General features: G+C 40.2%; 24 protein-coding genes and 1 riboswitch. Of the genes, 13 read left to right on the plus strand and 11 right to left on the minus strand.

Features of this window, described 5'->3' with window-relative positions; genetic code table 11:
* Nucleotides 1-151 precede the first annotated feature (151 nt).
* Nucleotides 152-676: a DUF3087 family protein gene (locus BM739_RS13655; RefSeq protein WP_076541536.1), complete on the plus strand. Its 525-nt coding sequence runs from the start codon at nt 152-154 to the stop codon at nt 674-676.
* Between the two features lie 84 nt (nt 677-760).
* On the opposite strand, the gene BM739_RS13660 is transcribed toward BM739_RS13655, so the two are convergent.
* Nucleotides 761-1,183 carry an organic hydroperoxide resistance protein gene (locus BM739_RS13660; RefSeq protein WP_076541537.1) on the minus strand — a complete coding sequence of 141 codons (423 nt, stop codon included), beginning with the start codon at nt 1,181-1,183 and terminating at the stop codon, nt 761-763.
* A gap of 420 nt (nt 1,184-1,603) precedes the next feature.
* Here BM739_RS13660 and BM739_RS13665 point away from each other — a divergent pair, with 420 nt between their 5' ends.
* A complete protein-coding gene (locus BM739_RS13665; RefSeq protein ID WP_076541539.1) occupies nt 1,604-2,203 on the plus strand; it encodes a hypothetical protein in 600 nt (199 codons plus the stop codon).
* A 127-nt stretch (nt 2,204-2,330) separates the two neighbouring features.
* Here the strand turns inward: BM739_RS13665 and BM739_RS13670 are convergent, their stop codons facing one another.
* Nucleotides 2,331-3,230, minus strand: a complete 900-nt coding sequence (locus BM739_RS13670) for a TIGR03899 family protein (protein WP_076541541.1) — start codon at nt 3,228-3,230, stop codon at nt 2,331-2,333.
* A 31-nt stretch (nt 3,231-3,261) separates the two neighbouring features.
* Nucleotides 3,262-4,461 (minus strand): MFS transporter, encoded by a 1,200-nt coding sequence (locus BM739_RS13675; protein WP_076541543.1) that lies wholly within the window; start codon nt 4,459-4,461, stop codon nt 3,262-3,264.
* A 370-nt stretch (nt 4,462-4,831) separates the two neighbouring features.
* Between BM739_RS13675 and hemG the strand changes: the two genes are divergently transcribed.
* Together hemG and BM739_RS13685 are read left to right on the plus strand one after the other, a co-directional pair.
* Nucleotides 4,832-5,353, plus strand: coding sequence for a menaquinone-dependent protoporphyrinogen IX dehydrogenase (hemG, locus tag BM739_RS13680; protein ID WP_076541545.1), 522 nt, complete (start codon nt 4,832-4,834; stop codon nt 5,351-5,353).
* Between the two features lie 57 nt (nt 5,354-5,410).
* Nucleotides 5,411-5,941, plus strand: a complete 531-nt coding sequence (locus tag BM739_RS13685) for a cytochrome b/b6 domain-containing protein (RefSeq protein WP_076541547.1) — start codon at nt 5,411-5,413, stop codon at nt 5,939-5,941.
* Nucleotides 5,942-6,053: 112 nt separating this feature from the next.
* On the opposite strand, the gene BM739_RS13690 is transcribed toward BM739_RS13685, so the two are convergent.
* Complete coding sequence (locus BM739_RS13690) at nt 6,054-6,809, minus strand: thiol:disulfide interchange protein DsbA/DsbL (protein ID WP_083698169.1); 756 nt, start codon at nt 6,807-6,809, stop codon at nt 6,054-6,056.
* A gap of 786 nt (nt 6,810-7,595) precedes the next feature.
* Here BM739_RS13690 and BM739_RS13695 point away from each other — a divergent pair.
* From BM739_RS13695 to BM739_RS13720, 6 genes are all read left to right on the plus strand, one after another.
* The gene (locus tag BM739_RS13695; RefSeq protein ID WP_076541549.1) at nt 7,596-8,162 is read left to right on the plus strand and encodes a phosphoribosyltransferase; all 567 of its coding nucleotides are present in this window, start codon (nt 7,596-7,598) and stop codon (nt 8,160-8,162) included.
* 141 nt (nt 8,163-8,303) lie between these two features.
* Nucleotides 8,304-10,274, plus strand: coding sequence for a U32 family peptidase (locus BM739_RS13700; RefSeq protein ID WP_076541551.1), 1,971 nt, complete (start codon nt 8,304-8,306; stop codon nt 10,272-10,274).
* A gap of 79 nt (nt 10,275-10,353) precedes the next feature.
* Nucleotides 10,354-10,692: a DUF3622 domain-containing protein gene (locus BM739_RS13705; protein ID WP_076541553.1), complete on the plus strand. Its 339-nt coding sequence runs from the start codon at nt 10,354-10,356 to the stop codon at nt 10,690-10,692.
* Between the two features lie 109 nt (nt 10,693-10,801).
* Nucleotides 10,802-11,452: a hypothetical protein gene (locus BM739_RS13710; RefSeq protein ID WP_076541555.1), complete on the plus strand. Its 651-nt coding sequence runs from the start codon at nt 10,802-10,804 to the stop codon at nt 11,450-11,452.
* A gap of 202 nt (nt 11,453-11,654) precedes the next feature.
* A riboswitch (cobalamin riboswitch) is annotated at nt 11,655-11,874 on the plus strand.
* 132 nt (nt 11,875-12,006) lie between these two features.
* Nucleotides 12,007-13,983, plus strand: a complete 1,977-nt coding sequence (locus BM739_RS13715; RefSeq protein WP_076541557.1) for a TonB-dependent receptor — start codon at nt 12,007-12,009, stop codon at nt 13,981-13,983.
* A 217-nt stretch (nt 13,984-14,200) separates the two neighbouring features.
* Complete coding sequence (locus BM739_RS13720) at nt 14,201-14,944, plus strand: HDOD domain-containing protein (RefSeq protein ID WP_076541559.1); 744 nt, start codon at nt 14,201-14,203, stop codon at nt 14,942-14,944.
* A 117-nt stretch (nt 14,945-15,061) separates the two neighbouring features.
* Here the strand turns inward: BM739_RS13720 and BM739_RS13725 are convergent, their stop codons facing one another.
* Complete coding sequence (locus tag BM739_RS13725; protein ID WP_076541561.1) at nt 15,062-15,973, minus strand: LysR family transcriptional regulator; 912 nt, start codon at nt 15,971-15,973, stop codon at nt 15,062-15,064.
* Between the two features lie 346 nt (nt 15,974-16,319).
* Between BM739_RS13725 and BM739_RS13730 the strand changes: the two genes are divergently transcribed.
* The gene (locus tag BM739_RS13730) at nt 16,320-16,538 is read left to right on the plus strand and encodes a dodecin (RefSeq protein ID WP_076541563.1); all 219 of its coding nucleotides are present in this window, start codon (nt 16,320-16,322) and stop codon (nt 16,536-16,538) included.
* A gap of 37 nt (nt 16,539-16,575) precedes the next feature.
* Here BM739_RS13730 and queG read toward each other — a convergent pair whose 3' ends face one another.
* The 3 genes from queG to BM739_RS13745 all read right to left on the minus strand — a co-directional run bounded on the left by queG (nt 16,576) and on the right by BM739_RS13745 (nt 21,782).
* Complete coding sequence (gene queG / locus BM739_RS13735) at nt 16,576-17,748, minus strand: tRNA epoxyqueuosine(34) reductase QueG (protein WP_076541682.1); 1,173 nt, start codon at nt 17,746-17,748, stop codon at nt 16,576-16,578.
* 179 nt (nt 17,749-17,927) lie between these two features.
* Nucleotides 17,928-19,883, minus strand: coding sequence for a tetratricopeptide repeat-containing diguanylate cyclase (locus BM739_RS13740; RefSeq protein WP_076541565.1), 1,956 nt, complete (start codon nt 19,881-19,883; stop codon nt 17,928-17,930).
* A 3-nt stretch (nt 19,884-19,886) separates the two neighbouring features.
* Nucleotides 19,887-21,782, minus strand: a complete 1,896-nt coding sequence (locus tag BM739_RS13745) for a tetratricopeptide repeat-containing diguanylate cyclase (protein ID WP_175609532.1) — start codon at nt 21,780-21,782, stop codon at nt 19,887-19,889.
* Nucleotides 21,783-22,977: 1,195 nt separating this feature from the next.
* Between BM739_RS13745 and BM739_RS13750 the strand changes: the two genes are divergently transcribed.
* Entirely contained in the window at nt 22,978-23,412 is a 435-nt protein-coding gene (locus BM739_RS13750; protein WP_076541569.1) for a DUF3069 domain-containing protein, read from the plus strand.
* 30 nt (nt 23,413-23,442) lie between these two features.
* On the plus strand, nt 23,443-24,126 hold the full coding sequence (locus tag BM739_RS13755) for a Crp/Fnr family transcriptional regulator (RefSeq protein ID WP_076541571.1): 684 nt from the start codon (nt 23,443-23,445) through the stop codon (nt 24,124-24,126).
* A gap of 289 nt (nt 24,127-24,415) precedes the next feature.
* Here BM739_RS13755 and BM739_RS13760 read toward each other — a convergent pair whose 3' ends face one another.
* The 3 genes from BM739_RS13760 to BM739_RS13770 are packed head-to-tail and all read right to left on the minus strand — an operon-like array spanning nt 24,416 to nt 26,540.
* On the minus strand, nt 24,416-25,387 hold the full coding sequence (locus tag BM739_RS13760) for a DUF4097 family beta strand repeat-containing protein (protein ID WP_083698171.1): 972 nt from the start codon (nt 25,385-25,387) through the stop codon (nt 24,416-24,418).
* Entirely contained in the window at nt 25,384-25,998 is a 615-nt protein-coding gene (locus tag BM739_RS13765) for an anti-sigma factor (protein WP_076541573.1), read from the minus strand. Before BM739_RS13765 ends, BM739_RS13760 begins: the two co-directional genes overlap by 4 nt.
* Nucleotides 25,995-26,540 (minus strand): RNA polymerase sigma factor, encoded by a 546-nt coding sequence (locus BM739_RS13770; RefSeq protein ID WP_076541686.1) that lies wholly within the window; start codon nt 26,538-26,540, stop codon nt 25,995-25,997. Before BM739_RS13770 ends, BM739_RS13765 begins: the two co-directional genes overlap by 4 nt.
* Between the last annotated feature and the right edge of the window lie 293 nt (nt 26,541-26,833).

Here is a 26,833-nt window from a genome sequence, read left to right on the forward strand (position 1 = left end):
GGCTGTTAATGCGTGCTGATTAAAACTCAGGCTGAAGTTTGGCTACTGACACGATAAAGCTTTATTCCTTAACTAAAATAGTCTTAGCAATGACTACTTTGCGATTCTATTCAGTGTAAAATAACTCATCATATTTTTTTAAGGTTGTACCATGGAGTTAATGAAGGTTGATAAGGCGCAATATCGTCAACGTATGAATGTAGTTTTGGCCTCGTTAGTGGCAAGTTTAACTCTATTATCACTTGGTTTTGGTGCTGTACTAATTGAACTATTTGGCAATAAGTCACTGGTGAGTGGTGAATCCACAGGGCACTTTCACCTAAACTTGTTAGGAGTGATCCTTGCGGTACTAAGCTGCAGCCTAGTAATGAATTATTATAAAAAACATGAATACCTAAAAGAGATTTACTGGGTTTGGAAGTTAAAACAACTGCATAATCGAATTTATCGCAAACTGGCTAAAATCAAACTGGCCGCTAGCGACAATAACCCAGATGCGTTAACGGTTTTATTGTTTTATTTGACGACTCAAAAGCAAGTGTTTGAGTTAGATAATAACACCCTGACACTGGCCACTGTTCAAGCTGATATTGACGCTGTTGCGTTAACACTTGAAGGGTTAAATTTAGATATAACAGCGGCTGATTTTTCTGAAACCTTGCTCGATAAGTTTTAAACGCCGCTAAAAAAAGCCCCAACAGTCCTGTTAGTTAGGACTGTTGGGGCTTTTCGTTATCTGGCTTTAGCTATAGGTTTTCGATTAAATCAATGTGAGTTCGACGCGAATGTTACCGCGGGTGGCATTGGAATAAGGGCATACTTGATGGGCTTTTTCGATTAATGCTTGCGCAGCTTCTTTATCCATTTCTGGTAAATCAATGCGAAGTGCCACATCAATGGCAAACCCAACGCCTTGTGTATTAGCGCCAATGCCCACGGTCGCCCCTACTGACACATCTGCACTGAGGATTTTTTTATCTTGGGCTGCAACAAATTTCATCGCGCCAATAAAACAGGCTGAATAGCCGGCTGCAAAAAGTTGCTCTGGGTTGGTGCCTTCTCCGCCTGCGCCACCTAATTCTTTTGGTGTACTTAACTCAACAGAAAGTTTGTTGTCTGAAGATACTGAGCGTCCATCACGACCGCCGGTAGTTTTTGCTGATGCTGAATATATGATGTCCATTATTACTCCAAATTACATAATTAAAATTATTATCTTGTTATGCATACTTAAATTTAAGTTGCGCACAATTTAACTGGGAGTAACAACAAACCCAATTTGGATTGCGCGCAATCTAATTGTGGCTTATTTATTTCCCCAAGATTATTTTGAGAATGATATGGCGCTAAATAGCTGGCGCTAGATTTGCTCAGAGTGAGTGGATGACTTAAGTATTGTTGAGATAATTGATTCGAAAGTCGTTGAATCACCAGCCGGTTTCAAGTAGGTGGCTAACTCTTTCTAGGTATAGGCTAAATTTTGAAAGTCTATAATTTTATTGATTTTTATTAAAACTGAACATAGCTACATATTTGAACAATTGTTGCTTGCGTGTTAATGTTTTTAGGCTATCTTAAATATAGACATCAGGGAGGATTGACAATGACTTCAACATTAACCAAAGAAGAGTTAGCCTGTTTTAGTGAACTTTTTGCCAAGCAGCCTCCTGTTGTTAGTAAAAGTGATGCTGACTCCGTTGCCGTGACCACTGAAATGCCTGAAGCCTTAGCCAGTTTGTTAGGGAAAACTCAGATGACGTTATTGGCTGAAATTGGTCACTACCGTTTATGGTTTCCTTTCTCTTTAAAAATGGATGAACTGGGCCAATTTGTGTCTCAACTGGGGATCCCAGAAGTCGTAGATACCCGAGGTGCAGATAGAAGCTGGCGCATGAAAGAGTTAGATAATGTCAGAATTATTGATTTTGATACTAATTTAGCCATTGATGTGTTGTCGCTTTCAAGCACTGGTGTCACTTTAGATGCCCCGCAGATTATCGAGTCAAGCAAACCTAGACGTGGCACCTTGGTGCTTACCCATGAAATTAGTTTTGATATTGAATATAAAAAAGTGCGCTCAGACAATGGCGTTATTGCAGCAACAATTATTGTCGGAGAGGACTCAAGAGAAACTCTCAGACAATTTTTATTTTCGATGCATAAAGCTCAGCATTCTTCTCTTTATGAGCATGGTGAGATGTAAGCTGGTGTTCAAGCAGATGTTCAAGCAGATGTTCAAGCAGATGTTCAAGCAGATGTTCAAGCAGATGTTCAAGCCACAGTCGCCTCAACTAAAGACTCTGAATAATCTCGCATCTGTATCGCTACTATTAACTTTCTACCTTAAAGTCTCTGCTAAGTAGTACGGTTAAATCCTTTACAAAAGCACTATCAACCTTAGGGTGAACCAGTTGGCTGAGTTCGTCTCCAATGGGGGTGAAGCGGTAATAACTGAATAGTAAGTTATTGCTATTAGGCTCAATAGCTATTTTGTTATCTATCATATTTAATTGAATTTTAAAGCCTTTATCTAAGGTGCCTGTTTCAAATTCACTGCTGTGAAGTATTCCCGCATCAATTAAGGTCAATATGCTCGAATAGGGCAAACCATATTTCGATAGCCCGAAATTCATCAGAGTCGATTTTCTAAAATATTGCTTGATACCGCCATGTATACGATAGCCACTGAGCAGTTTATAACGTCTTTCGTGATTAAGTTTTACTGACATGCCCAAGGCTTTTTCAAGAATATGGGCTTCTCTTTGGGTCAGTTGTTTAAGGGTTGCCAATGTTCTTAGACTAAAATTACCCGGTTTAACGATTTCACTGGCTAAAATGCGTGCCCATAAATCTTGCATTCTGCGGCTATTAATTTGCTCAGCCATTTGAAAAAACTGGTAACTCCAATCAGGGTCTAAATCTTCTCCTGTCACATCGGTAGGCGTATAAGTGAGAGCCAATTTAAAGATGGTTTCCAGATTAAGCTGATGCTGAGAATGCAGTTTTCGTAGTCGAAACTCAGCTCGCTCAGCAATGGATGCACTAGAAGGGCGATAATCTTCTTCACTGGCTAATCCCAGCACTTTACCCAGCAAAAGTGCTTTTTTACTTGCTGAAACCTTAGCGCCGTTGTCGTTTGCCTGCGCTGGGTTTAGCGGCTTAGCCGAAGCTTTAGTTGAGCCCTTAGTAGAGACTTGGGCTTCAGCGATTTGCGGTTGAATGTTTGCCATTGTTTTATTCTTATTGTTTATTCTTATTATTTTATGGTGTTTTGAGTTTTGATGTTTTTGTAACAAAACGCCAATTAGTTTCATTGCCAGCAGCAGGAGATGTCGGGATGTTTAATGCCAATATTAACGAGCATATAGCAAAGCCGACTCCAATCATAAATACCCACTGAGGCGAACTTAACCATAATATGCCTAACAGTGCCGGAATAATCACCGCGGCAATATGATTAATGGTAAAGCTTACCGACATACTGGCGGCAATATCTTTAGGGTCAGCAATTTTTTGAAAGTAGGTTTTCATGGCGATAGCCATAGCAAATAATAGATGGTCAATCACATACAGGGCTGCTGCTAGGGTGGCGTGCTCAACGACGGCATAACTGGCAAAAATAATAATTAATCCAAGGTACTCAATCACTAAGGCGTTACGTTCACCGATGCGACTTATCAAGCGGCCGATGGCTGGGGCAAATAGCAAATTAACCACGTAATTGATTAAAAACAGTGAGGTGATTTGGGTGACTGAATAGCCAAACTTTTCCACCATCATAAAACCGGCAAAGACCATAAAGATTTGTCTTCTGGCGCCTGATAAAAACGTCAGTGCGTAGTAAAGCCAGTAACGCTGTCTAAAGATAAGCTTTTTGTGCTGCGGCTCTGCAATAGGGAAATGTGGGTAATACAGACTCATCATGATAACCGCAATTAACCCTAAGCCGCCGATGATGGCATACATCCACACATAATCGAGTTTTAGCCAGCTCATTACCAGCCAAATACTGCCATAACCCAGTAAAGCGGCGGCAGAGCGCCATGCTAACGCCTTACCTAAAAACTCAGCTGTTTTTGATTTATCCACCCATTGTAGCGTTAATGATTGATTAACGGTTTCAAAATAATGAAAGCCAATCGACATTAAAACGGTGGTGATATAAAGCCCTAATACACTAGGGAAAAAGCCGGTTATAGCAATGCCAATGGCCAATACCGCCAGTGACAACAACGCGAAGGTTTGCTCTCGAATTAACAGTAATACAAATATAGCGGTAAAGGCTAAAAAGCCAGGTACTTCACGCAAACTTTGCAGTAGGCCAATTTCAGCCCCAGTAAATGCCGCTTTCTCGATAACAAAATTATTGAGTAAGGCTTGCCATACGGCAAACACCATCGACATGATGAAGGTCATCCACAATAATAATTGCTGCGGATTTTTATCTGAAACTGCGGGCATTAAGGTCACTTTTCCTTGTCTCTCAATATTAGCCACATAGTTACATAATTTGCCGTTTAGCGCTAAGTGTAAAATGCGCTCTATTGAGAAACTATCCCTAGGGCTTTAGCGATATGCGTGCTTGAGCTGGACAGTTTGAATTGGTGTAGCAGTGCTAATCGCAGCTGACTTCGATTTGTATTTTTTACAAATTAAAAAACTTAAGTGAATGAAGCTTAGACTTTATCTAGCTTTTTGTGAGCTGGCCAAAACTCTTGATTATTAATGGCTGTTGCGACTGATTTGTCGTGATCTGATCCATGTAATTGTTGCGCTAATTCAATTAAGATGAGGTTAATAACAGATAACATTTGTCAATATTGAGGTTAACGTGAGTAGCATTTTAATTATTTATTCAACGGTTCACGGTCAAACCCGTAAGATTTGCGATTACATGCAGCAAAAGCTCATCGCTAAAGGCAACACAGTCACCTTAGCAGCGCTGCAAGATACGCCTGATATCAGTGCATTTGATAAAGTATTTATTGGTGCCAGTATCCGCCATGGTAAGCACCGCCCCGCACTCTATCAATTTGCTACCGACAATAAAGCAGTCCTTGATAGTAAACCCAATGGTTTTTTCTCTGTGAGTTTAGTGGCTAGGAAACCGGGTAAAAATACCCCAGACACCAATATGTATATGCAAGCTTTTTTAAAGCAAAGTGACTGGCAACCTAAAGTGCTGGAAGTGTTTGGTGGTAATTTAGATTATCAAGGCTACGGTCCAATGGATCGTAATATTATTCGCTTTATCATGTGGATGACCAAAGGGCCTACCGATCCTAATACCCAAGTTGAGTACACCGACTGGGAAAAAGTAGATGCCTATGTAGACCTAATTCACAGCGCTTAACGAGCTTAAGACTGAGAATAAGTTAAGTGCTTATCATTACAAAAGGAATGTAAATTCATGAGTCAAAAGTCATCTGCTTTGGTTAGTGCTATTGCCGAAAAGCTGCATGTCATTGTAATTGCCTTAAGCGTTTTTCTAGTGGTTACCAGCCCATGGATATTAATTGGCCGCCAATTGCGCGCTAATGCCAGTATTTGGGACAGCTTGCATGTGTATCTAGGCTTAGTGGCAGCCATATTTGGTTTGTTATTTATGCTGAAGAATCTGTTAAATGGCCACTGGCGTCAGTTCTTTCCGTGGTTAAGATTAGACTTTTCCCAATGTGTCGATGAAATTAAGCAGTTAAAGCAGGGCAAGTTACCGAGTTCTGGTGGCAAAGGTATTTTCAGTGTTGTGGAAGGTATTGGGCTAATTTTAATAGCGCTAGTGAGCATTACCGGTATCGCATGGTTTATCACTCAAGGTAGCAGTGATGCGTTAATGTGGCGTAAATACCACATCCTATTTGCCCAAGGCTTTGTGGGTTTCTTGATGGTACATATCGTGTTTGCCATGTTTCATATTATTGATATGGTCAGAAACTCTTAAGACTGTATAAATGCCATAATTTATTAAATATAATTAAAAGCCCAACCATGATTATCATGATTGGGCTTTTTAATACGCTAAATATTGTACTTAGAAATGATACTTTTCTAGCTTATTTCTTTTCTAACGCTAGGTAATTCATCACGTCAATTAGATCGTCAAGAGTACGCATTTCATTCATGTTGATAGCATATTTATCGTTAACGATGAAAGTCGGTACGCTTTGAACGCGGTACATGATTTGCTGTTGGCGCCATTGAGACAATTTCTTATCTGTAGCTTCGCTGTCAGCAATCTTGTCATAAGCGGCGCTATCGATACCGTGAGCTGCAAACACTTGTTTGATATCGTCACGATTGTTGATTTCAGGCTCGTCATGGCTATGACCTGGAGCACTGTGGTCGTGGTGTCCACCTTCGCCTTGAATCGCTTGGAACATGGCTTTATTTAATACATCCGCATTACCCACTTCATGAATAACGGCTAAGGCGCGCATGACTTCAGTGCCAATATCACTGTTCATAAAGTCAACGTGCTTTGTTTCAAAGTTAATCTCTTTATTCAAGTTACCTTTAATTTCTGGCAGGTACTGGGTTTCCATGTTGTAACAGTTATGGCAGTAAAAAGAGAAAAATTCAGAAATCTTAGGTTCACTTGATGCTGGTGCATCAGAAATTTGAGTGTAATGTTGACCTTCAACAAACCTAGATGGAGTTACAGCCGTTTTTTCAACAGTTTCTACAGCCGTTTCAACAGCAGTTTTTTCTGCTGTTGTAACCGTTGTATCAGCAGGTTTGCCACAGCCCGTTAGGGTTAATGTGAATGCAGCAACAGCCAGAGTGAATGCAATATGTTTAATCTTTATCATGTATGCCTCGACAAAGTGGGGTGATTTTGGCGATATATCGCGAGAGATAATTAAGCTTACGCAACTTAAATAACTCAAGCAACTTAAGCTCTTGCTTAACTGCCATAAAGTTAGCTGCGATTATGACTGAATCCGTTAGCAGTGTCAGCGCTAAAACTGTGATGGCCTAGTGCTTTTTAGCAAAAAAAACGGCAATAGAAAGCCGCGATTAGGGCTAGTTTAGGCGTTGGATTTGCCATGCTTCACAAATTTGGCAAAATTGCTCACTGACGACAAACTTGAATTAGCGTTTGCTCAGTGGTCACGACGCATCACCAAGAAAGCGCACTAATCCCTTAAGCGGCCATTTATCGGCCAGCAGCAACAATTCCTATGACTTAGGCGATTGTTTAATTAGTCAGATGATCAATTTTTAATGAAGCTTTGGCAGTGGTTTTAGCTGGGGTTAAAGCTGGTAATAAAACAGTAGCTTGGACGTAAAATTGTGCCCATGCTGGGGCTAAATTCACCTTATTGCAAGCGATATTAACCTGCTTTGGTTTAAGTTTAGCTTTTGATTCAGGTGTTTATATCATTTATATCGCCTTTGTTCTTTCTGTAAACCCCATTGATTTAAACTGCTACTTGAGTGAGTTATTGCTAACGTTTATTCGCGATAAGTGGTTTTACGGCCAGTAAGCATTGTGCAGCGTTAGGGCGATTTAATAAATATTTCTCTTCCTAACAGACAAGTTACCTATAATTGGTATAAAATCCGCCGCAATAAAATAATAGGGGCCTTATCCAATGACAGAAAAACATTATATTAGCGCACAGCAGTTGCTTGAAGACTCATTCAAACTTGCAGCACAAGTGTACGATAGCGGCTTTAGACCGCAATTTATTGTCGGGATATGGCGTGGCGGCGCTCCAATCGGTATTGCAGTGCAAGAATTTTATGATTTTAAGAATGTTGAAACCGATCATATCGCAGTAAGAACGTCATCTTATTATGGTATTGGCACTGATAAGCAAAGCAAAAAAATCAAAGTTCATGGCCTACATTACATCATTGAAAACGCTAATGCTGACGATGGTCTATTAATTGTGGATGATGTATTTGATTCTGGCCGCAGTGTTGATGCATTGATTGATAAATTGCAAAAATTCATGCGCAAAAATATCCCGACAGATATTCGAGTGGCTTGTCCTTATTACAAACCCAAAAATACTGCAGTTGATTTAAAGCCGGATTATTTTATCCATGAGTCTGAAGAGTGGCTTGTTTTTCCTCATGAAGTGTCAGGCTTAAACCCGCAAGAAATCGCTGAAGGCAAAACAGATTTTAAGAATATTCAGCATTTGTTTAAGTAAAAGCATCGATATTGGTTATTTTTTGCTAAACTAGCAGCTCAACAGTGCGTCAAGAGAGTGCCTGACACGTGGTTATTGTCCGTGTTTAATTCACCTTCTTGATGCATTTTTTATTATTACCCTGAAAAGATACTGCCCATTATGAGCTCTGTTGAGATATTTTCCCCACAACAAACCACTGATAAGACTCTAGATACTCAATCTCTAGGTTCTCAAAATCTAGCGAGCAAGTCGCAAGAGAAAAAGCAGCTTGAACTACTGGCACCCGCTAAAAATGCTGATTACGGCATCGAAGCAATTCGTCATGGTGCAGATGCTGTATATATTGGCGGACCTGCATTTGGTGCACGCCATAATGCCGGTAATAGTGTGGAAGACATTGCCAGACTGGCAGAGTTTGCTCATCGTTATCATGCTCAAGTGTTTGTGGCGTTAAATACCATTTTAATGGATGACGAAATTGCCAAAGCGCAGGCACTTATTTGGGAATTATACGAAGCAGGTGTGGATGCATTAATTATTCAAGATATGGGCTTGTTGCAGTTAGATTTACCGCCAATTGCACTGCACGCCAGTACCCAAATGGATAATCGCACCCCTGAAAAAGCAGTGTTTTTAGAACAGGTCGGTTTTTCACAGGTGGTATTAGCCCGTGAGCTGAATTTACCGCAAATTAAAGAGATTGCAGCCAGTACGCAACTTAAGCTTGAGTACTTTGTTCATGGCGCATTGTGCGTCAGTTATAGCGGCTTATGTAACATCAGCCATGCGTTTTCTAATCGCAGTGCTAACCGTGGTGAATGTTCACAAATGTGCCGTTTGCCTTGCGATTTATCCACCCGTGATGGTGAAGTCTTAGCTGAAAATCAGCATTTGTTATCATTAAAAGACAACAACCAAACTGAGAATTTAGAAGCATTAATTGATGCAGGCGTGACATCATTTAAAGTGGAGGGCCGTTTAAAAGATATTAGTTATCTTAAAAACGTCACTGCCCATTATCGCCAGCAGTTAGATGCGATTATTGATCGCCGCAGCGATCTTGAGTCAATGTCTCATGGTCGAAGCGAATTTACTTTTACGCCAGATCCTGAAAAAAGCTTTAACCGCGGCAAAACAGATTACTTTATTAATCAACGTACTGAGCAAATTGAGCATTTTAGCTCGCCAAAGTACATTGGTGAAAAAGTGGGGGTTATTACTAGTGTTGGCCGCGATTTTATTAAAGTCGATAGCAGTAAAGCGGGTAAAGCCGTTGAGTTTAATAACGGTGATGGCTTGTGCTTCTTTATTGATGGTTATCAAAAGCAGCGTTTATCTGATAAAAAAACCAAAGGCTTAAGGGTTAACCGCGCTGATGGTAATACTTTATATCTGACCGATGTGTCGAAAGACTTAAAAGTCGGTGTGGAGTTATTTAGAAACTTCGATCATCAATTTGATGCGCTGTTATCTAAAGACTCTGCTAGCCGTAACATTGCGGTTGATATGGTATTGGCTGATACGCCGCAAGGCATTTCACTGACTATCAGTGACAAGCATGCCCATAGCGTTACCGTAGAGCTTGAGTGGGCAAAAGAGCCGGCAAAAGATTATGCCAAAGCAGATGCAAGCCTGCGAACGCAGCTCGGCAAACTGGGTAACAGTGACTATCAGTTACAGCAGTTAACGATTGAATGTGCTAATCGTTGGTTTTTACCAGCGTCAGTGATTAATGGTTTAAGACGAGATGCCATTGCCGCTTTTGATGACGCCAGAGTCAAAGGTTACCAGCGACCACAGCGAGCTGAGCATGATAAGTCAGCCCGTTTTCCGCAAAAGTATTTAAGTTTTTTATCTAATGTTGCAAACGATAAGTCTCGTGAATTTTATGAGCAACACGGTGTGGTTCAAATTGAAGACACTTACGAGAAAAACAAACTATTAACCGATGCACCATTAATGGTGACTAAGCATTGCTTACGTTACAGCTTTAATTTATGCCCTAAAGAAGTTGAAGGCATTAAAGCTGACCCAATGGTGCTCGATATTGGCAAAGACCGCTTAAAGCTGGTTTTCGATTGCCTAAAATGTGAAATGATGATCGTTGGATCAAATCAATTAGTAAAGTAATCAGGTGATGTCATCTTATTACTCAATAACCACTATCACGCGCGATGCGTGGCGATAAATTTGTAGGAAAAAGCCCAAAATGACTAAAGCAAAAAAATATGATTTTAGAGTAGTGCAAGTTGGTGAAACTTGGAAAACTGAAATCACGCGTCGTATGACTGCAACTAAGACTATCGTGTCTAAAAGTCATGACGGATTTGCATCAGAAGCAGAGGCTGAAGCTTGGGGTAAGCAAGAGCTTCCCGCTTTTTTAACCACTCAAGCTGAACGCAATAAACGTAAAACAGAAAAACAGCTTAAGGCTAAATCAATTGCAGATGCAATTGCTGCAGAAGCATTAACCGATGAAGCAGATGCATTATCAGATGATGCTCAGCAAATAGATGCTGCCGATAGCGCAGATGTTGTTGAAGATTAAGCGTTAAAACATTACAGTAATGCAACAACTTGGTGACAAGGTTTGCCGTATTTATTTTTGAATAAACCAAACTTCACCTTTCAGCACCAATACCAAGGACGAATTAGGTATGAAAGCTTGCTTTACGACAATAATATTTTCAGGGCTGTTGTTATTAGGCCCTGGAAATAAAGTAATGGCCAAAGAGCCACAGTCTTACCTCAACAGCATCACCAATCAATCAGCAGATGCAACTAACGCTGCAAAACGTGAGTTATCAATATTTTCCAAAAGCGTGTCTTTTGAGCTGCCTATCGGCTGGAATATGGCATTTAATTCTAGCAAAGGGAATATGTATAAAGCTGAGTTTGTTCCTGCAGGCGAAAGTTTAAATAATTGGTCTGATTTATTCTGTATTCAAGGTTTTGAGGGCTTGGCGGAAAATATCGAGCCTGAGCAATTTTTAAATAACTTTGCTAGCACCTACCAAGACAGCTGCCAAGGTGAGGTGGTTTATGATCAACTTGGAAAAACCCAAATTAGTAGTCAAGAAGCCTATCACGGCATTATCGGCTGTACCGTTATGGCTAACTTTTTACAGCAGGGTGGCTCAGTTAAACAGCAAGGTGAAATAGGTTATTACGCCGTAATTAAAGGCGTTAACGACTTGTATTTTATGCATAAGTCTATGCGCGGCGATGTTTTTAATAAAAACTCAGCGCCATTAAAGTCGACGAATCATCGTCAATTTATGTCGAATATTCAGCAGTTACGCTTCTAGCCATTCCTATTTATCAATAATCGGTATATCAATAAGCGACCGATTAATGAGTAATCATATTATTCAAACTATATTTCAATAAGTTGAATAATATGATTGATTCATTTTCGTTATATCAAAAATCCCCATAAGCACGTTATACTATATCAGCTTGTTATATGGCTGTTTTAAGTCGTCCTAGCAATTAAAAAGTTTATATAATTTATCGTCAATTTATAGTGGTGCCTGTGTATGACACGGGATAATCGGGAAACTAGTGAAAATCTAGTGCTGCCCCCGCAACGGTAATGGTGAGGACTGAGTGCGTTAAAGCTTGTAGCTGTGAAATTTAAGCTGCTATTTAACGTTAAAAATTCATGTTCGTCAGTAGCTTTGCTACTTTAACCTAAGTCCGGAGACCGGCCCTATAGATGATTTTGAGATTTCGGTGGGCAGATCTCGAAATGTAGCTCGTTGCTTGTAAATCATCATGGCTTATCGCTAACTGATAAATTTACGAGTACGACACGCTGCGGCAAATATGCCCCATTTTTCCTTTCAGGAGTTAAAGGTAAATGGGTACAAATCTAACAAAAATCGCATCAGCATTAAGCCTAGTATTAGGTCTAGCTGCTTCAACAACCTCAGTTGCTTACGCTGAAACCACAACAGACAACTCTGCCAACGCAGAGGTTGAAAAAATTGTGGTTATTGGTCGTCAAGATGCCAATCCTCTTAATATTGCTGCGAATGTAAATGTGATCGATCAAGCTGATATTCAGCTTAGTGGTGCGGTGAGCTTAACGGAGTTATTACGTTCTCAAGCGGGTATTCAAGTGTCTGATAATAACTCAGGTACGACATTTGCCATGCGCGGTTTTTCAGCGTCTCAAGCCGCCAGCAATACCCTTATTTTGATTGATGGTCGTCGTTTAAATAATATTGATATTGCCGCACCGAGCATCAATGCAGTGCCGTTAAATCAAGTTGAGCGGGTGGAAATATTATCAGGTAGTGCAGGGGTGCTTTATGGCGATCAAGCCGTAGGTGGGGTGATTAACATCATAACTAAAGCGCCGAATAAAGATGGCGGAGGACTTCAATTAAGTGCTGGCAGCTTTGATACTTATGAAGCTAAAGGGGATATCTCCGGCAAAATTAATGAAGCGTGGCACTATTATTTTGCGGGCAGTTACAATCAAAGTGACAACTATCGCGATAATAATGACAGTGAAACCGGCTCAATTCTAGGCCGTTTACAATACCAAACAGATGTGCAGAATTTCTTTGTTGAAGCCAACTACTTTGATAATCATCGTCAAGCACCCGGTGCACTTACACTGGAGCAGTTTAAAGACGATCCAACGCAGGCTGCGCCTTATACGGATGATGATTATGTCCATGAAATGACCACAGCGCTGCGCAGTGGCTATGAGTATCAATTAACTAAAGAGTGGGCGCTAGCAGCTGATTTAACTTACTCAGATACCCTAACCACTAACTTCCTTTGGGGCAGTACTGGGCGTATTGAGCGTAATTTATTAAGCTTTTCACCGAAAGCAACCGCAAATTACCAGTTAGATAATGGTGATTTAGACATTGTTGCCGGGATTGATTTAAGTATCGGTGAGGCCGATTTTGATCTAGCTTATATCCAGCGTAACAATGAACAGAAAGTGACTAGTGCTTATGTGCAAGCCTCAGTACCGTTAACGCCGTCATTATCTTATGTTGTTGGTGGGCGCTACTCAAAAGTCACCGATGATTTGTACGATCAAACACTTTATCCAAATCGCACCGAATTAGATAATGATGCCCATGCATTTGAGTTAGGGTTAAATTATCGTCCAAGCCTTGCGCATCGTTTTTACATTCGCGCCAATGACAACTTCCGTTTTGCCAAAGTGGATGAACAAGCTTATACCCCAATCAATACCATAGGACTTGATCCACAAACCGGTCGCTCCTATGAAGCCGGTTGGGACTGGACGACCACCACTCAAAGCTTCAAATTAAACCTTTACCGTTTAGATTTGGAAGATGAAATTGTGTATGACGCAGGGCGCACTGATGGTCCACAGGGCGGCGGTGCTAACGTTAATGCCGATGCATCAACCCGTTATGGGGTTAATGCAGCTTATGACGTGCAAATCGCGACTGATTGGCTGCTAGGTGCATCATACGATTACATTGATGCAGAATTTACTGAGGGCGAGAACGAAGGTAAGGCTTTGTCTTGGGTTGCTAAGCATAATGCCCGTGCGTATGTCAGTTATGATATTGCTCAGCAGTGGCAAGTCTTTGCTGAAGGTATATATACAGGCAAGCGCTTTATTGAGGGCGATAACGCCAATGTTGACCCTAAGTTATCCAGCTATGTGTTAGCGAACTTAGCGATTAATTATACTCGTAATGACTGGAGTGCCAGTTTACGGGCTGACAACTTGTTAGATAAAGACTATGTCAGCGCGGGGTACTACTCGGCTTGGGGTAATGGTTATTACTCGGGTAATGGTCGCTCAATTCGCTTAACCTTAGGTTATCGTTTTTAAAACCCCCTTTGTAATGAGCTAGCAGGTAATAAGTGAAGTGTCTGATTTTTAGACGATAATGCCTTATTACCCAGCGAATTACACTGAAGATACTAAAGCCGACAAAGCACTTGTCGGCTTTTTGCTTTAATCAGCATTAATCACTTGACCTTTGTAGGGCTTCTATGGATAAATTCGTTAATCGAGAACGAAGAATTATACAGGGAAGCATCGCTTTATGACCTACCTTGAGCAGCAAGTACTCACTCAAGTCAAAGCTATTATTGGCAACGAAGAACAAGTCATTGGGCGCCGTGGTATTTTGATCCCTTTAAAAAAGGCCTTAATTAATGAAGCTGATATCCGCATTATTATCGATATCATTGCCAGCGATCCCGCGCTTGCCGCTCATTTACTTTGGCGCAGTAATACCGCACAAGCTGGTGGCGTAATTGCGACAAAAAATCGCAGCATCAAAGATGCGCTTATCCGTTTAGGCCAAGTCAATATTTATCGCTATAGCTTCTCGTTTTATCTAAAAGAACGCTTAGATGAATTGCCTGAACCATATTGTAAATTGGTTAAAGGCTATTGGGCGCTTACTGAAAATATCGCCACCGATGCAGTGCATTATTTACGTGAGCTTGAAGACAATAAACAAGCTATTGATATTGATGCAGATGAACTGCAAACTTTGGCGCTATTTAGTGTGTTTGGTCAAGTGATTACCTTAAGTGCGTTTGCATTTTTAAATGCTGCCTCTGAAAAGCCTGTAGCATTACAGGTGATTAAAAACCTCATAGATACCCAGCAGCAAAGTTTATCTATAGAAGCATTTGAGGCCCTTGGTTTAGATGATGAGTTACGCAATGAATTTATGGTGGCCCATAATATTAACCAAACTCGCAATGCAAACTCTGCAGGTTTAGTGCTTAGAGCTGTGCTGAGCAAACGTAATGTTTTGATAAACCCAATTAATTAACCCAATTAATGAAGCTAGTATGGCGAGTTGATTAATCCCATGACATAAAAATGCCACGCTAATCGTGGCATTTTTTATGGCTTTTTCGCAGCTTGTACGCGCTCATTCTAAAAGCGCTTAGTGCTTTTGACTTAATCTTTGTAACTTTAACCCTTCAGCAGCCACTAAGGTGAGCCATTTTTGAATTAAATGGGTATTTGATGTGTTACGGCGATAGGCTGCAAATAACGGCCTTTTTAAACCTTCGCTGCCAAGTTTTACTGAACTTAAATTAAGTCCATGTCCTTCATTAATTGACCAGCTTGGCAGCGCTGCGACGCCATCATTACAGGCAATACGTTGAAGTAGCATTGCTGTTAAGTCACATTGCTTTTGTTCACCAGCCTCCACACCAGCAGGTTCTAAAAAGTGCTTATAAATATCAAGGCGCTGCAATGGTACAGGGTAAGTGATCAGTGTTTGCTTGGCGAGCTGCTCAGGTTTAATGAATGGCTGTTTTGCTAGAGGATGCTCATTTGAAACCACTAATTTCACTTCAAAATCAAACAAATGTTGATAGGCAAGTGCATGCCCTGGTACTGGATCTGAAGTGAGTACAATATCCAATTCACCAAGTTCTAAGGCATTTAATGAATCAAATAAATGACGGCTAGATAAATCAATGCGGCCATCAGGTGCAATTTGTTTAAAGGCCTCGGTCACCGGCATTAACCAGCGAAAGCAGCTATGGCATTCAATACCCAATTTTAAAGATTGCGCTTCTCCATCAAGGCCTTTTTTCAGATCTGATTCTGTCACCATCACTTTAGGGAGAATTTCCTCCGCCAAATTAAGTAGTCGAGCGCCTTCTTGAGTAAAAGATAATGGTTTGCTCTTTCGAATAAAAATAGACGAATTAATGCGTGTTTCTAATTCTTTTATTTGATGAGATAGCGCTGATTGAGTTACGAAGCGTTTTTTCGCAGCACCAGCAAGGCTACCACTTTCTTTTAGTGCCATCAGAGTTCGAAGGTGTCTCAGCTCTATCATATTATCCTCACATGAATTTTGCTCAACTTACGGGTGAAATCAATTCGGTTGCTTGTATCAAGACTATCACAACAAACTTCTAGACGTCCAGACGCCTGTGTAATTTATTTACACAAATGTGGCTTGCTTGTTAATTTTATGGTTGTTTTTGATGTAAAAATTACAGCTTTTGATTTTATAAAAAGTGACTTTTAAAGGTGATTATTAGCTTAAACGTCATTGAGAAAGGACTTTTTGAGGTTTTTTATCTGTGACTAGGCAGTTTTGCTAGGCTTATCTATACTCAGACAGGTATTGCTTTACAGAATGTCGATGGTGATTGAGTTTAAAATGACAGGAGTGACAAATGAGCCACACTTATAAAATTATTGAGTTAACAGGATCGTCTCCTATTAGCTCTGATGATGCGATAAAAAATGCAATTGCAGCAGCTAATGAATCGCTGAAACATTTACGTTGGTTTCAGGTTGTTGAGACCAGAGGCCACCTCGAAGAAGGTTTAATTGCTCACTGGCAAGTCACTATTAAAGTCGGTTTTACTTTAGATCAGAAATCACCTCACTGAATAAGTGAGGTTTGAAGAATGACCATAAACAAAAGTGTTAAGCGTCTCTAGGTAAGCCTTTTTCAACACTGCGGATCACCCGCAGGGTTTTACGGCTTAAATGACTTTTAGGCGCCGTTTGTGTTTTATCGTTAGAGGTTAAATCTTGCTGTTTAAGTGCTTGTTGCGCCAGTGCCCAATCAATATGTTCTATGACCATTTCATCGACTTCATCACTAGATCTGCGTAGGTTAAGCGCATCAATAATTTGCTGATTATACGGCGCGTTACCTAAGGCAATTGCAATGTTTCTTAACCAGCTTTTATGGCCAATTCGGCGTATAGGGCTGCCTTCAGTGAGTGATAGAAATTGCTTTTCAGTCCAAGCAAATAATTCGAGTAAATCAGGTTGAATAAGCTGGCTGCGGATATGAAAATCGCTCTGCTGAGTTAGCGGCGCTTTACTGTTAACAGGGCACACTAATTGGCAATCATCACAACCATAAATGCGATTGCCAATGGCTTGACGAAACTCTTCGGGTATCGCGCCTTGTAATTCAATGGTGAGGTAAGAGATACAGCGGCGACCATCGACGATATTGTTGTCTAATATGGCATTAGTCGGGCATGACTTTATGCAAGCCACACAGGTATTACAGCTTTGAACAATAGGAATATCCACCGGCAAAGGTAAGTTAATTAACACTTCACCTAAAAAGAACCAACTGCCAGCCTCAGGGTTTAGTAATAATGAATGTTTACCTGTCCAGCCCAGACCTGCTTTTTCAGCTAATGGCCGCTCAAGGATTGGGGCAGAGTCCACAAATGGTCTAAAATCAATGCCATCAAGCCCTAAGTCATGGCAGTGTGACACGATTTTATCACCTAGTTTTTTAAGCTGTTTACGAATCAGTTTGTGGTAATCCCTGCCGCCAGCATAACGAGAAATATAACCTAAGTTTGGGTCTGATAAGTTAGTGGCAAAGCCCGCTTGTGGCGGTAAATAGTCCATCCTGGCGCTGAGTACGCGAACGGTACCAGGGTGAAGTTCATGGGGGCGTGCACGCATCATGCCGTGGCTAGCCATATAGCCCATTTCTCCGTGATAACCATTATCAAGCCATTGCTGCAATTTGCTTTCTTCAGTTTTAAGATCGGTATCGGTGATCCCAAGTTGAGAAAACCCTAACTCAATCGCCCAGCTCTTGATTAAGTATGCTAATTCCGCCATCTCAGTGGCTGAAAGCTCATGGGCTAATGGCTGTACTCGCTCTGAGGGGCTTGTGGCAGACTCCTTTGCTCTAGCATTAACCGCTGTATTAGCATTAGCCGCTGGATTAGCATTAGGAGGTATATTTGAATTAGGCATGATGACAGCTATTTACGCTAGGTTAGTGATCCACAGTTTTATTATAACCTCTGTGAGTCATCATGGTAATACGATAGCTGATTTCGGCCATTTCTTTTGGCTTGGTAAAGTGCCATGTCTGATTTTTTTATCAGTTCAGATAAGGTTTGTTCATCATAATAAGTGCTCACTCCGGCGCTGATGGTCACTTTTAGCTCGGAGTTAATTGCTGAGAAATCATGACTTGATACGTGCTCGATGATCGCTTGTGTGAGTGATATCGCAGCAGTGGAGCGAATTTGCGGTAATAACACTAAGAACTCTTCACCACCTACTCTGCCAATGACTGCGTTTGCTGGTAATTTGTTAGTGCAAATCCTTGCTAATGTTTTAAGGACTGTATCACCAGCATCATGACCATAGGTGTCATTTACTTGCTTAAAATGATCGACATCAAAAGACACAATAGCCAAAGTTTGTTGCTTGATTAAGGCATTATTAAATAATTGATTTGCCTGTTGATACAAGGCTAAGCGATTAGGTAATTGGGTTAATAAATCTGTTAATGCTAACAGCTTAAACTGTTTAGATTTTTTGTTTGAATATAGGGTAAATATAAACAGTAATATTAATGATGCCCCAGCTAGCATTAATGCAATATATTGTAATCTTTCATTGTCTTGTTGGGTGGCTAGCTGCTGCTCTTTTAGTAATTGGAATGCGATCAATTCTGCATTTTCAGCTTCAATTTTTTCACTATCAAATTTAACTAGCATTTCAGTGCTGCTTTGATTTTCCATCGCCTTATCGATTAATTGATGTATCTCATATAGGCTAATTTGCGCATCATAGGCTTGCTGCCAATCTTGTAAGGATTCATATATATCTACTTTGGCATTTAGCAGCATTTCATGGCCGCGCTTATTGTGATTGCGTTTAAACCCTGCGGTGGCCTTGTTTAAGTAGGGTATCGCTTGTTCCGTTAGCCCTAATCCATGTTTTGCTTGAGCGAAAAACAATTGCATAAAACTATAATGGGTATCAACATTGGGGCCGATGACATCTTCATATTCTTTCAAGTAATCAAGAGCCTGTTGATATTTTCCCAGTTCAATAAGTGGGTAAGACATATCTACAGCCACCCGCGCAGGGTAAGTCGGATCTGTGTAGATGTCCTGAAAATAGTTAAGAATAGTCAAATAATAATCGGCAGCTTTTTGATACTGGCGTAAATCTTCATAGGCATAGGCCATGTCCATTTTTACCAACATTACCAAATCAAGTTGGTTGCTCTTGGTAAAGGCTTTTTCAAGCTGGAGATAATATTTTAAGGCGGTGTCCGTTTCGCCCATACGGCGATAAGTGACCGCTAAATCTAATAGGCTGAGGCGCTGTCTGGTAGGTAAATCAAACTCTTTATATAACTCATGAGCCAGCATTAGGTTTTTTAGCGCCATCGCGAAATCAGCGGTATAGGAGGCGATTTGACCAAGCTGTGAATAGGCATCAGCCATTAAGCGGCGATTGTTAATCCCTTCTGCTGCTAACAAACTTTCACGAATAAGGGCGTTTGCTGCTGAGGTATCGCCGCGATAGCGCATGATAGTTGCTTCACAGAGTTTTAACTCTATTCGAGTGCTTGCCGGCATTGCTGGGTAAGTTTTTATGGCATCAATAATGAACTGATCGGCTAACTTATTTTGCTCACCATGAAATACATTATGGCTAAGGCATTGTTTAGGAAGTAGTAAATAGGTGCGTTCGATATCTGCTACATCGAGCAAGCTTTCAAGGTCTTTCACCATTTGCGGAAAACTAGGATCGTTAATATCGGTTTGATCGGCAGCGTTAAAGAGTATATCAAACTCAGGGTTTTCTATTTGGGCAAAGCTTGAAAAACTCATACTGAGCATAGTTAAACCTAAGCCAATAATGAGCAATGGCTTACGTACTAGCATTTGGATAAACCGGTTTTTATTAATGCCGAGGAAAAGGCTTTTTTGATTGCCGCTATACATATATCAATGGTCTCCCTTAATGATGTCTGGGAGATTTTGATAATGCCTATAGCAGTCTCTGCCGTTATTTTTGGCCTCATAGAGGGCAATATCAGCTTGTTTCAAAATAGTAGAAATACTGCTTTCATCAATCACGCTAGTTATGCCGATACTGACTGAAAATATCAAGTTATCGTTTAACTGCGGCGAGTTCACAAGTTTCATTTTATGATTAATTCGCTCAGCGAAAATCATCGATTGCTCGATATTTGTCTTTGGCATGATGATTAGAAACTCTTCACCACCAATACGCGCCACAGTATCCTTCTCACGACAATTTTGCTGACAGGTTTGCGCAATGAGTTGTAATGCTATATCACCGATGTCATGGCCGAATCGGTCATTGACACTCTTAAAGTGATCTACGTCGATAAGTAAGATGGAAAATTGCACTTTTTGCTTTAGCAGCTTTTGCATGACCTCGTAGGCATGTAAGCGATTAGGGATGTTGGTGAGTGGATCTTTTAATGCCATTTGTCGATATTGTTGTGATTTTTTTTGCAGCTTTATAATTGAAATTATCAGTATTAACAGAAAAATAACTGTCATTGCGAGGGCGATATATTGTAATTTTTGCTGAGTCTTGGTGGCATTAAGCTGAATGTCTTTAAGCGCTTGGAACTCAATTAACTGTGCTTGTTTGTCTTCTAGGTTGTCTGAGTCAAACTTGAGTCTCATGTCAGAATTATAGGTGTCTAGCCTTAACTGATCGAGCTGTTTATGAATGCTTAAGAACTGATGGTGCCAGTAATTAGCAGACTTATAATCAGCTTGGAGAGCAAATAACTGACTGGCTAGCTGATAACTAATAGCTAAACCTTTTTGAAGGTTATACTTTTGAAAGTTAGCTGTTGCTGCATTGAAATGCTCAAAGGCGCTAGCATAGTCGCCTTGTAACATGCGCAGTTCTAAATAATAACTATGCATGTAGCCATAGTGAGAGTACATCTCGGGGGTCATGTAAGGTCGAGCTTGATTTAGCCACTTTTCTGCTTCTGCTAATCGGCCAAGTTTAATCAGTGGCGCTGACATATCAATCGCAACTCTAGAGGTATAAAGCGGATCATTGATCCCCTCGATGACCTGATAGACTTTGTCAAAGTATTCCAGTGCCTGCTGGTATTCGCCGCTATCTAATTTTATATAAGCAAGTGAGTTTTCAACGTTGGCAAGTAACATTAAGTCTCTGGTTTTATTAAGGTAACCCTTTATTCTGTTGTAGTAATAAAGGGCTTTTTCGTTATCGCCTGAGCGCCGGTAAATACCTGCTAAATTCAGTAAGTCTAAGCTAGCAGCATGCTGTAAACCTGTTTGTTGATTGAGCTCAAAAGACTGAGTGAAGCTATCAATCGCTTTGGAAAACTGACCTTGATAAAGTGCTTGTTTGGCAATGTTATTATGGGCTTTGGCGATGATACGCTTGTCATTTAGCGCTAAGGCTTGTTCAAGTGCTGCCTGGTTTAGCTTAATTGCGCTGCTATGTTGGTCAAGGTATCTGAATGCTTTTGAACGACATAAATTCAGCAAAATTGGAATTTGTGGGCTAAAAAATGATTGCTGCTCAATTTGGTTTGTCGTGGTAATAAAGTTGTTGTTTTGTTCGCTGTCACTGGAACTAAAGGTTTTACATTGCTCAGTAAGTAACAGCTGCTGGCGCTCAATGTCGTCACTGGCAATAATGTTCTCGAGTTTGAGTAATGTTTGCTCTATGACAAGTAAATCTGTGATCTGTTCTGTTTTTAATTGATGAAACAAGTCATCAGCTGCCTTGTTATCAAAAGTAAAAGCAGTTACTGAAGCACTATTCAGTAAACCGACTAATACCAACAATAACAGCAGCTGATTGATGTAACGACTCACCTTGTGACAGTAAAGGCCGTTAAAATCGCTAATTGTTGAATTATAATTATTATGCAATTTTTTATACTTGCTTTACGCAGTTCCTTCATGCTGTTTTTGTTCGTTAACTAAGGCTGTAAACTGAGCTAGTTAACTCGCAACAATTCTTTTAGGGCAACTTTTATAAAAATGCTAATCAACTTGAGCAAAGCTGTGCTCAGTGTTTTATATTTTTAAGCTGCAGGTTAAAAATTGGCCATTTGGCTTAATATCGGCCATGCAACTTTTTCCTGAATTAATTTTTGTATTTTATTATTTAGTATTTGATAACAATATAAAAATTTTAATTTTTCACTACTATATATAATATCTTTTTTCTGCAGGTGAGTATCAATAAATTTACTTAACTTTACTAACTTATTGTTATCGGTTTGGTAACATTTGCTGGTACAGGTATCTGGGTATGTCGAATTACGTAAAGCTGCATAAATCGTTAAGCAGGCATAAAAGTTAATAAAAAAGCGATAAGATCTATATCAAAGATTGCTAATTTACTTTACTAGCTTCACAACATTATGACAGAAAATTTGGTTTGTTCAATCAAAGCTGTATAAGTAGCGTTGTTGTGGCTAAACTTCTGTTTAAAAAGGGTAAATTATTAAGTCTTTGTCACGCAAAGAACACTTTGGCTTGTGATTTTGTTAATATTTACTCGTGTTTTTTTGTTTAAATGCACCCTTGGGTAATCTGATTAATTGTTTATTTCATCTTTTTAAAGTAGTCGTTGCTAATATAGTTTGTTAAGTGTTTTTACCATGGTGAAAACGCCTTAAAAAAGTCGGTAAATGTTAAAGGCATCATCATTCATGAGTAAGTTATTTGCATTCATAAGTAAGTTATTTGTATTCATTTTATGTAATTAACAGCCATTTTTAATCTAACTGGTTAAGATCACATTATTGACTGGATAGGTATTTGCAGCTTCACAAAAACAACCAATATATATGCCTATAACGTATAAAGGCGTTGATAATATCGTTTATACTAGTCTGTTAGTAAATAACATAAGGTTAAAGGTTAAATAGCAGAATTTTCTGCGATAGATACCTTGTGCCTGTGCCATTTTTAGTGCTGTTAATGCGACTTAGTTACTCAAACTGCGTTAATCAGATGAATTCTTGGCGCTAACTTAATCATTGAAATAGAGAACAAACTAATGAGTCAACTAAGCGAAGAGTATAGAGCAACAGCAAAGCAGATTTCTTTTAATGTCGCTAATAAAGTGCTGCCGATGGATAAATTACCAGAGACTTTACTTGAGGCTTATGAAGGTTTGTTTAATGAGCTAATTGAAGACAAGGCTGAGTTATTTGCTAAAAGCTGGCAAGCAATGCCCGCGAGTGCACAAAAATTACTGCCCAAGGCGGAGTTTCATGGTTTTTATATTGCTAATGCGTGGATGCAGTTAAGCCGTGTTGCCCAAGAAATTGCAGATGAGGCTGAGTCAGAAAAAGAAATTGATGAAAAAGAATATGATGGTGTGTTTGGCCGCTTGGCAGAGCAATCATTAAAAGAAAGTATTAGAAAATTAAAAAAAGCACGTACAGATCGCTCAATGCTTAATAGCTTTAAACAAGTTATGTCTGCTTAACGCTTGCTGAAATGTTTGATTGGAGAATAAATGACACTCGCGTTACGTAAACAGATAAATTGGCCTTGTGAACTGAGCGAAAGAACCAAAGCTGAGATCATGGATATTGCTGTCGATAATCAAGGTATTGAGAAATACAGTAGCCTACTGGCTGATGACAGTGAACGGGGGTATTTTTACTGTATCAATGGTCTGGGCACATTTGCCACCACCAGTGCGGATAACCGCCCTTTAGCGAGTTTTATATTTGGTAAAGAAATGTGGATTGGGGCTGTAGCGGTTGAGATTTTCCCTAAAATCAGTCTTTATACCAATGAACTGGAACCGATCAACAGCTTGTTTTTCCCTAAATGTGAATTAACTGAGTTAGCTAACATTAACCCTGAGATTTATAAGTTTATTTATAGCATTATGCGCCGCAATACTCCTAAACTGGTTCAAGGTATGCACTTGTCATTTTATGGTATTGAAGAACGTATCATCCATTTTTTATTGGAATTAGTACGTGCTAAACGCATGATTGATTTACCTGCTATCGAACTAAAAATCACCCAGCAGCAACTCAGTGAAATTGCCAATGTAAGCCGCCCTCGAGTCAATGAAGTACTCAACAAGTTGGCTGAAGATGGCTATATTGATTTAGTCAGAGGCAAGATGATTATTTTAGATTATACAAGGTTATCAGAGTTATTAGCGCTAAGAGTGACTATGTAATACGAGTGATTATGTAAAACGAATGACTATGTAATACGAGTAAATTGGCACAAAATTGACGCCTTTATCCTTGCTTTTAGGGTTGTTTTGAGCTGGCGTTAAGTGAAAAAAAAGGGCCTTCTTTGTAGAAGGCCCAAACACTAGTTTGGAACGCTATTCTAGTGTAGTTTACGACGACGCGATGCGCCTAATGCGCCGAGTAATATCAGACTTAAGATCCCCATGCTAGCGTAGCTGCAGCCTCTATATGTAGCCTGAAGATAAAAAATGTAGCCTGAAGATAAAAACGCTACTTCAATTCGATATTGCCGCTTATGGTATTAACGCTAAATTTACCCGTGGCATCGCCGGTTGTAAATTGGATGCTTTCTCTTGCTGAATACTTAGCTTCTAACGGTTTATCATCGGTTAATTCGTTATTAATATCGCCACCAGGGCCGCCATCAATCTCAAATGTCAGGTTAGGCATTTGGGTGAATTTGACTTCAACATCACCGCTAACCGTATCAAATGATGCCTTAGTGACTTTGGCGCTTAAACTGATGTCGATATCGCCACTGACACTGACAATTTTGATTTTTTCTACCGCGCTAAAGTTGCCTTCAATATCACCTGATACTTGATCGATACTAAGCTTAGTGACTTGGTTATCTTTAGACTCTAACTCGCCACTGACGAGGCGATACTGAGCTTTGCCTGCAGAGCTTTTGTCTTTGATATCGCCAGAAACGGTTTCTAATTCAAGTTTGCCATTGAGCTTGTCTGACTCAATATTGCCAGACACCGTATGCAGTTTTATGTCGCCATCCATTTGCTCAGCTTTTAAGTTACCACTGACTAATGCCAAGTCTATTTGGCCTGACAGATTTTCAACCTTGTAATCTGCTGAAACCCCTTCAGCTTCAAGCATTAGCTTTATGGGTAATTTGATGACTAAATTTGAGCCATCTTCATTATTACCCCGATAGCTTTTGGGTAGCTTATCTTCAATAGTGATTTGATTGCCTTTTTGCTCAAAGATAAACCCTTCAGACAATTCATCTAACTGGCCGGAAACTGTGATGAGGTCTTTGTCCCAGCCGACGAGCTCAACTTTGCCGCGCTGCACCTTTAGCTCTATTTGTGGCTTTGCATTAACCGTCATTTCTTTTTCAATAGATTGCGCTGCAAAGGCCATTGTTGATGTTATGAGTGTTGTCGTGAATAGCAGACTGCGGCCAATGATAAGTCGGCTGATAAACTGACTAGTTTGATTGTTCATATGGTATTTCCTTGAGTCGATGGAGTCGTGTTAATTGGGGTGCGTTGCTGTTGTTGTAATAGCTGTATTTCGCGCTTCATTACCCATAACCATAAATCCCACATTTGCTTGTTATTGGGATCGCTTCTAAGGGTTTTTTGGATCTCTTTTGATGCAAGCTGCAGTTCGCTATAACCTTTATTGAACGGATTAGTCAGATCATCAAGCTGCATACCTACAGTAAATTTGTTGTCATCAAAGCCATTAACTTGCTGTTGATGGGTCAGGGCTATTTGATCTACCAAGGCAATTAAATCTTCAGTGGATTGATTGCTAAGGGCATGAGTGACGGTAATAGGCTCAAGGCTTGGGTTTTGTGCTGTAGGGCTTGTTAATAGCCAACCAAATAGCAGCACAAAGCCAACACTTGCGGCAGCGGCAAGATGTCGCCAGTATTGCGACTTAGGGCTGCGGTACTGAGTTGTTGCATCAGTTTGGTTTGCTGCCACTGAAGAATTTGTGGGGGCGCTTATTTGCGCCTCAATATCTTGCCATAGATCTTTGTTTGGTGAGATCTCTTTTGGCAAGCTATCAATGAGCCTTGTTAATTGTTGTTGATTGCTATTTTTCATGCCAACATCTCCTGCAGCATCTGCTTTGCTCTGTGGTACTGGGCTTTACTGGTGCCGACGGCAATATCCAAAATTTGCGAAACTTCATCATGTTGATAGCCTTCAATGGCGCACAGTACAAACACCACGCGGGTGCGTTGTGGCAGTTGCATAATTAATTTATCAAGGCGGTGATACTCTTGATGGCCGTTTTGCGTTTGATGATTTTCGCTGAGACTTTGATGGTGTTCACTCAAGCTTGATTCTGGTAAAAACCGATGCCAAAAGCGCTGCTTTGCTTTCATGCTGTTAATGGCTTGGTGAACACACAGCTTATATAACCAAGTCGTAAACTGACTGTCGCCATTAAACTGATCGAGCTTTTGCCATAACCTGACAAAGCAGTCTTGGCAAATTTCATCGGCATGATCGGCGCTGCCACTTAAGCGCAAACAAATTGCATACACACGGCCTTGATGGCGCTGATAAAGTCGCTTAAACGCTGCTTTATCGCCGGTCTTAGCCTTCGCCACTAAAGCGTCATCTAAGCTGACACTATTGATTGCATCAGCTTCAGCAGCGCCAGTATTGCTGCTGAATTGACTATCAATGTCTGTGATATTGTTTGGGGTTAAGTTCACCAATCATTCCAATTTGATGTGAGTTACTAGATTAGACATTAGCAAGTTGCTAAAAGGTTTACTCGATTAAATAAAATATTTTTGATGATGGCATGGCGGAGTCAAAAGCTGAAGAGCTGCTTGAGTGAGGTTATTTGTGAAAGCTTAACAGTGAAAAGTTGCAGGATAGGGAAGTCGCGCAATTTAAATGGGGTATATAAAAACAAAAATGCCCA

It is taken from the genome of Shewanella sp. UCD-KL21, assembly GCF_001957135.1.
GTDB lineage: Bacteria > Pseudomonadota > Gammaproteobacteria > Enterobacterales > Shewanellaceae > Shewanella.